Annotated in this window: 6 protein-coding genes; 1 reads left to right on the forward strand and 5 read right to left on the reverse strand. The window is 63.4% G+C overall.

The genetic code is table 11. The features are described 5' to 3' along the window. Window positions 1-128 precede the first annotated feature (128 nt). The 5 genes from HY699_19320 to HY699_19340 are packed head-to-tail and all read right to left on the reverse strand — an operon-like array spanning window position 129 to window position 6705. Entirely contained in the window at window positions 129-1154 is a 1026-nt protein-coding gene (locus HY699_19320) for a hypothetical protein (GenBank protein ID MBI4517960.1), read from the reverse strand. Next, window positions 1151-1906: a hypothetical protein gene (locus HY699_19325; GenBank protein MBI4517961.1), complete on the reverse strand. Its 756-nt coding sequence runs from the start codon at window positions 1904-1906 to the stop codon at window positions 1151-1153. Before HY699_19325 ends, HY699_19320 begins: the two co-directional genes overlap by 4 nt. Further along, on the reverse strand, window positions 1903-3045 hold the full coding sequence (locus HY699_19330; protein ID MBI4517962.1) for a class I SAM-dependent methyltransferase: 1143 nt from the start codon (window positions 3043-3045) through the stop codon (window positions 1903-1905). Before HY699_19330 ends, HY699_19325 begins: the two co-directional genes overlap by 4 nt. Then, window positions 3042-5417, reverse strand: a complete 2376-nt coding sequence (locus tag HY699_19335) for a hypothetical protein (protein MBI4517963.1) — start codon at window positions 5415-5417, stop codon at window positions 3042-3044. Before HY699_19335 ends, HY699_19330 begins: the two co-directional genes overlap by 4 nt. Window positions 5418-5439: 22 nt before the next feature. After that, window positions 5440-6705, reverse strand: a complete 1266-nt coding sequence (locus tag HY699_19340) for a hypothetical protein (protein MBI4517964.1) — start codon at window positions 6703-6705, stop codon at window positions 5440-5442. A 194-nt stretch (window positions 6706-6899) separates the two neighbouring features. Here HY699_19340 and HY699_19345 point away from each other — a divergent pair, with 194 nt between their 5' ends. After that, window positions 6900-7172 (forward strand): helix-turn-helix transcriptional regulator, encoded by a 273-nt coding sequence (locus tag HY699_19345; GenBank protein ID MBI4517965.1) that lies wholly within the window; start codon window positions 6900-6902, stop codon window positions 7170-7172. The last annotated feature ends 123 nt before the right edge of the window (window positions 7173-7295 follow it).

Genomic DNA, 7295 nt, shown 5'->3' on the forward strand with positions numbered 1-7295 from the left:
TGTAGGCGGCGGGTCTGATCCCGAGCGCCTGCACGCGTTGCGCGAGGTCGTCGATTCGATCGATGCCAACGTCACCGATGCTGTAATGCCCATCCCGCCAGCCCGTGGCGTGGAGGGCGAGAGCTCGCTCAGGGCAGAAAGAGGGCTCCGCCTTCCAGCATGCCCGCGCCCACCCAGAGGAACACAACCGGGCCGTCTTCAGGCAGACGCCCCTGTCGGATGTCTTCGTCCAGTAGCAGCAGGGTCGATGCACTGACTGTGTTGCCAATCCGGTCCACGTTGTGTGGCACGCGATCCGGTGAAATGCCGAGGGCCGCGGTGAAGCTCTCGATGAACCGATAGTTCGCTTGATGGAGGTACCACCGACGGACATCCTCAACACCGAGCTTCCACGTCTCAGACAAGCGCAGCCAGGCCCGCTGCATCGCCGGGCCAAACTGGGCGGCAACGTCACGCCCATCCATCACATAGGCGTGCTCATCCAGCGTTCCGGGATTTGGCGGCACCGCCGCCCCGCCACCGTGATACACCACCAACGGGTGGTCGCCGTCCACAGCGCAGTACGCGTCCATCAGGCGTGGCCCCTTGCCTTCCCCAAGCACGACCGCACCGGCCCCATCGGCAAACAGCGCGGCGGAAAGCCAGGCACCCGGCACTCGCTTGTACTGCTCACAGGCAACGAATGACGACACGTCGTTCGTTGCCACGACGAGCGCTGTCCAGTGCCCCGACGCTTGGTGCGCATAGGCGCGGACTTCCTGCAGCACTTTGGCGAGGCCGGCACAGCCACTGTCCGTTTGACTCACGACGGTGGTCGCGCGAAGGCCGAGCCGCCGGTGCAGCGCGATCGTGTCTGCCATGAAATGCAGACGATCCGGCGTGCAGGTCGTCAGGCACAACTGGTCGATCCGATCAGCCTCCACGCCGGCAGCTTCCATGGCCTGGCGGGCAGCGCGTTCGGCGAAATCCAGTCCCGTTTCGGCTGAGAGTTTCCTCCCTGCGGCGCAGTCGAAATTGAGGCTGTGTCCGCGCACACCTGTCTTTTCTTCGAGCCATGCCGAGTCTCTCGGCGCTCGAACGTACTCCAAGATCTCACGGTTCCCCGTTACGGGCAGCGTGTACGCACCCGTCCCCAGAACGCCCACGTTGCTCATGGCCTCGCTCCCGCTGTCTCTGCCTCCAACCACTTCAGCTCAAGGGTAGTTGTGACGTTGTCATGGCTGCCGCTGGGGTCGGGAGCCACCGTCGCCATTTGGATCCACGTGGGCCGCACTTTGTCGTGCTGCACCACAAAGTCCTTGCACGTTTGCACCTTGGTCAGCTTTCCGTCGGACTCGAACATCCTCATCGATGTCATCACGACTGCGCCCAGGACCCGATCCAACTCGATGACGATCTTCGGATATGGGCCGTTCTCCCCGGTCAGCAGCACGTGGCCGTCGCGATGCGTTTTCTCGATCCACCGATACGTCTCCAGCAGCCAGTGCAGATCACGGAAGGAAAACGCGGACCCTTTGATCGGGAAGTCTTGGCCGGTCTGGATGCGCCGGACGGGCCGGTCGGGGCTGACCCGATACTCCTGGCGCCGGGCGCCATCGCGAATCGTATCCGTGTAGCGCGGCCGCGTGCCTGTCGCGTACTGAATCACCACCCGCGCCTCGCCCGGTTGGATGACAGCTTCCCGCGTGAACCGATCTACTTGCTGATCGTCGGCCCGCATCGTTAGCTGCTTCACCTCAGCGGCTTCGCCGGGCGTCTGAATGTTCGGCAGCACGTGCTCGCGGATGATCGCCTCGGGAGCAAGTTGAAGCAGCGGGTCGTCGGGCGGCATTTCGGCCCGCGCCGCTTGCAGCGCTGCCCACAGCACGCAGCTCGTCACAAGATACGCCTTTGCCACGTTGATCATGCGCCGCTCCGCATTCGCCTGAACGATGGCGAACTTTCTGTGTCGGTCATCAGTCGACTCTCAGACTTTCGAATTCCCACGCCGGTCGCGGATCGGTTCAGCCGTTGGCGACCACTATGGTATGAATGCGATGGGGTTCTTGATGAACGGTGACGTTGGCGAAGCCAGCGGCACGTACGAGGTTCGCGAGTTCGCGCGGCGGCCGATACCGCATCGGCCAACGGATCAACCACCGGAGGACAAGTGCCTCGGCATTCCAGTTTATGTGACAAGTGATTAGCCCCCCCCCCCGCATCAAGCTGTTGGCGGATTCTTGCGAGGAGCGAGACCACCTTCCTTGCCGATCGGTAATCAAGGAAGCCGACCATCTCAACGAGGTCGGGCCTCCAAGCGCCTCCTTCACAAGCGTGCGTGACGAATTCTTCTGCGGTGCATTGGTAGTACCGGAAGAACCGATCCACCCCGCGTTTTTGCGCAAGTGCCTGCGCGTACTCGAGTGCCTCTAGGTCACGGTCGAGGAGCCGCACCTCGATGGATAGGCCGGAACCGCAAATGGCTGCCTGGGTTTCTACGACGGCCTCGATGACGGCTTGGGCCGAGCCGCACGCAATTGAGAGTACCCGCACGTCCCTTCCGGAACTCGCGACCTTACGGATCTCTTCGGCGAGCCAGTGCTTGGTGATACGAAAACGGTTCCGGACCGCCTGGGCATTACGCATCCCGAGCCACCACTTGGCCAGCCGATGGCCAAGAGTCCCCGGAGGGTCGTGGAAGCGCCAGTTGTAGATCACGTCCAAGGCGCGAAATCCCCGCGATCCAGAGCGGATCTCTCGGAGGGTTAGAGACAGACCGTCAAACCAAATGCTGGCGACCTTCGGCGGCCCCTCGTACCAGCGACGCCGCGAGTGTTTGAGCGCGAGATTGAGGCTTCGCTTGGTAACGAGGGTGTACGGGCCAATCCAGAGGAGAACGACCAGGAGAGTCTTCGCGAGGGACCACACGGCAAGTGCCCACATCAGCGGGAGAGCAGCGCGATATGCCGCGGTCTGTTGCTCGAGCCCGTCAATGGACGATTGCAGCGGTTGCAGCGGGAGTTCGGTCATGAGAAATCGCTCTCTGCCGAGAGGCAGCAGCATCACCCAGCCTCCTTGTGCGTGCCGCCGAGCGTTCTGCTGCTGCCGCCGCTGGTCTGTCCAGGCGGAGATACGCGCACGGCCCACGGCAAGAACGGCGGCATGATGAACAACACGCCGAAGGCACAGAGCCACAGCATGAGCGGCACTTGCCACCCGATCTGCTGAATCGGGCCGTAGGCCGAGAGCAACAGCGGTGCAAAGCAGAGACTATTCAGCACGGCATCGGTGACGACCTGCTCGCCTTTGAGCCGGAAGGTCGCCCGGCGGGCATCCTCGAGGTCGCCGCCACGTTGAGCGCGCGCCACGTAGAGCGCGCCGAAGTACATGGTGAAGTCGTTGGCGGCCGAGTTGGCCATGGCCAGGTATGCCGCATTCGCTTGATCCAGCCGGATCTTCCAAGCCGCCATCACGATCAGCGCGGCCGCCGTAGCAAAGACCGACGGCATACCCATGACGAGCGACAACCGGTGCGCGGAGACCGCGACACGACGGTTGCCGCGCCGCCGGTTGCTCGCGATGAGATACCAGGCGACCAAGAGGTATCCGACGTAGTTCCAGCCCGTCTGCGTAGCGATGTTCCACAGCTTGCCCTTCCAGATCTTCTCGTCAACACGGCCGTACAGCGGCGACTGGCCGCCGAGCAGCACCTCCAAGCGCGGAAACTCGGCGCCGATCCGCTCGATGTCATCGCGAAAGCGCTGGGTGTCGAGACTGGTGTTGGTGCGGTGCTGCAATGCCACAATCCGAATTGCCCGTGGCGTGTACAGGGTCTTGCGCACGCCGAGCTTCAGCGGCGCGTCGTCGATGTACTGGAAGATGATCCGCGCCTCCTCCTCGGTCTCGGGCACATCGTGGCCGAACTCCTCGCGCGTCAAGCGGTTCACGGTCTTCAAGATCGAGCCAGCCACACTCGTGTTCTCCAGATGCTCCACCCGCGCCAGAAACGCCGATGCATCACGCAAGAAACCTGGGTCGTATATGGCGCCGTCGAGGCGCGTGACCGGGCGCACCATGACCCACATCCCGTCGGCCCACATGCCCCGGTCCTGCATATTCTGAAACGCTTGGTACACACGGTGGCCACGGATGAACTCGAGTGGATCGCTGCCCAGCGGAATGCGAGAAAACATGATCGCACCCGCGGCCACTGTGGCAAGCAACACGACCAGTGCCGTGCGCGGCATCTGCATGCGGGCCATTCCCTGAATGCCGTGCCGCAGCGCACGCACCACACGACCCTCGCGTTCTTCCTCTCCCGGAAGGGTTCGGATCCACTGCGGCAACACGAGCTGTGCCAGCACATAGACGGCCACGAGCCCGACACCCGAGAGCACGGCCATCTCGCGAATGGCCCGCACATCGAAGCTCCACCACAGCGCGGCCATGTTGCCCAGGCCCAGCAACAGTGTGAACGCGCCGAGAACGATCAACACCCGGCGATCCTCCCGATCCTGTTCGCGCAGAATAAACGAAACCAGCAGCACCAAGCTGCTCCCCTGCACCAAGGTGTTGGCGTTGGCGAGAATGATGTACGGCCGCTCCCGAAACAGCGTCAACTGATCCAAGAGCGGGATGCTGCCCCGGACCCAGATGAGCCCGACGATGAGCAGCCCTGTCCCGAAAAGGGAGAAGCGCAGATCCTTTGTGCTCAGCCAATAGACGGCGATGATCACCAGCAAGCCTAGCGACACGAGCCGGGACATCTCCGCGGGCAGCATGCGACTGATGGCCTCGCGTCCCAGCGGCCAGCCGACCGGCCACCACGACTCGTACCGCGGCGTGGGCGTCAGCGAATAACGGATCAGCTTTTCCCACCATGGGATAGGGCGATCTTCAAGGATCTCCGCCAGCGACCAGTACACGTCGGACTGGTCGAAGCCCTTGGGCAAGATCAAGATCTGCGCGAGGCGGTTCAAATCCTCGCTGAAGAGGATTCGTCGGTTCACCGGGTCCTGCGTCAGTGTTTCGCGGACGTGATCAAGATCGACGAAGCCGTCGCGTGCTGAGTCGAGGTATGGAGTCGTAAACAACTCCCCGTCCGCGAACCGAAGGTTGGGCAGCGTATCGAGGCTCAAGAGTCCCGCGCTGGCACCCGGAACCTTTTCCTCCAGCAGCCGTCGCATCCGCGTGTACTCTTCAATGGCCTCGCGGCCGAAGGGCTGCTCGTGAATCAGCGCGATGAAGTCACTGCCCCAAAACTCCCGCTTCACTTCCTCGTCCTGCTGAACGTACGGGTCATCCGGATCGACAATCGCGTCTTCCAGAATCCCGCCGGGCCGCACGTAGGCGTTCAGCCACACGCCGATGGCCACCGCGCAACCGAACGCGATGGTCACGCTTCGCCCCACCCACTTCTTCCGGTCTGTCTTGCCCATCGGTTGATGCCCCCCTCGCTTGTCAGAAAAAGTGGTACTGCAAGCGTGTGCCGAGCCTGTCTTCGTGCCGGATCATGTCGAAGTACGACGGACGCGCCGCGTCGATGATCTCGCCGGTGAGGGCAACGCTCACCTCGGGGTCGTCCAAGAGACGGTAAGAGATCTCGGGCTGCAGCAGCCAGAACCGCTCCGTGAAGTCGTAGCCGCCGCGTAGCCGCCCTTGCAGACGCCAGCCAGCATCGTACCGCACCTCGCCGAACAAGAAACTCTGAAAGAAGCGCCGCTCGCCAGCGTTCACCACACCGGCAGGGCTTTGAGTGCTTCGGTCGTCACGCAGGTAGTTCAGGATGAACGTCCAGTTGGGAAGGTTGACGTCGAAACCACCGGCGCTCTGGACGAAGTTGTCGCGATCGGCGTGGGGGTTCACGAAGTAGACGACCTCGGCGCGCACGAGGATTTGCTCGCCAAGTTGCTGCGACGCGTTCGCACCGCCGGCCTGAAGTCCGGGGTAGCGATCGATGACTCGGCCACCAGTCGGCCCACTTTCGGCAACGAAGATCGGCAAGGAGTCGCGGCCGACGTATCCGATCAGGGCCACGTCGAGCTGTGCGATCTGTGCCCCGACCCGGGCGCCGGCCTGCGTCTCGTTCCATCGGACCGGAGGAAGCTCCTGTTGCAGCTCGACCCCAGCGGGCACAATGCTCCAGCGGCCCTGAGGCAGGCGCCCGAGCGTGAACATCAAGGGAACCACGAAAAGGTCGAGATAGGCGCTGCCGCGCTCGTAGCGTCCCGAGATGGCGGGCACCCCTTGGTCGATGCGCCGGAACGGGTCCGACGCATCGCGGGGCGTCATCAGGTTGGCCGGCTTCAACTCATCGATGAGGCTCCAGCCCGCGACCTGCGCCCCTTGCATCCCCAGTCGGAGACGAAGCTGATCGGTGGCCTGGTAATCGAGGAATGCGCTGCTCACCGACAGATACGCGCGGCGACGCTCGGCGTTGCGGAGCGAGTAGGCGGCAGCAGTGAAGTCCGCGTCGTCGCTCACGGCGCGCGCGTCGAACTGATACGCCAGCGGTCGGGCGAGATGCCCATCGCTGTGAACGACCAGCTCCAGGAAGTTCTCCCAGCGCGGTCCGCTCGTGTCCGGGTCCGGGTAGCCGAGGGTCTCGTAGGTGAGGTGTGCGTGGGGCGGGGCGGGTAGTGCAGGCGATCGGGATGGGGCCGCCATGTGCGCGACAAGTAGGCCGAGCTGCAGGGTGGCGCAGGTGACCGCGAAGGCCCGTACCAATCGGGCGCCGCCGCCGCGCCAAATTCTCCGCACCACATTCTGTGTCGGTACCATTACCCCCGGCGCGGCGGGGCCAGTGCACTGGGGCCCCTGCCTCTTGTGATCCCAGGAAACCTACCGAGCCTTTCCGGACAATCGTCACCGGACGATGGTCCGTAGACTATTGTCAAGACGAAAGCAAGACATTGCGTGCGATGACCACAGCGCGCCCGAAGTTCTCGCAGGTCTTCAACGGGGTTGTCCGCCGGCACCGGCTCAGCCAGGGCGTCTCGCAGGAAGCCCTCTCCGAGAAGGCCGATATCGACCGCACCTACGTGGGGCTCCTGGAACGGGGCCAGCGCGCGGCCGGGCTGGATGTCGCCAAGAAGCTGGCAACCGCCCTGGGCCTGACCCTCACAGCCATGATCGAGGAAACGGAACGCGAGTGGGAAGCGTCCGCCCCCGTGGGGCCAATGGCATTCGCTTAAGGAAACTGTGCCATTCGTTTAAGGAGATTGCTCAATCGGTCGGTGTGACAAGATTTGTCATGCGTTTGGCGATGGCAGGGAGACTCAGGCGGGCGCCAGAATGCCGCTGACCTTTTCATGCTG

The organism is Deltaproteobacteria bacterium (assembly GCA_016210005.1).
In the GTDB taxonomy this organism is placed as follows: Bacteria; Desulfobacterota; Binatia; order HRBIN30; family JACQVA1; genus JACQVA1.

Coding starts and splice junctions, on each gene's coding strand:
- HY699_19345 (MBI4517965.1), top strand. CDS start 6,900: ATGACCACAGCGCGCCCGAAGTTCTCGCAGGTCTTCAACGGGGTTGTC.
- HY699_19320 (MBI4517960.1), bottom strand. CDS start 1,154: ATGAGCAACGTGGGCGTTCTGGGGACGGGTGCGTACACGCTGCCCGTA.
- HY699_19335 (MBI4517963.1), bottom strand. CDS start 5,417: ATGGGCAAGACAGACCGGAAGAAGTGGGTGGGGCGAAGCGTGACCATC.
- HY699_19325 (MBI4517961.1), bottom strand. CDS start 1,906: ATGATCAACGTGGCAAAGGCGTATCTTGTGACGAGCTGCGTGCTGTGG.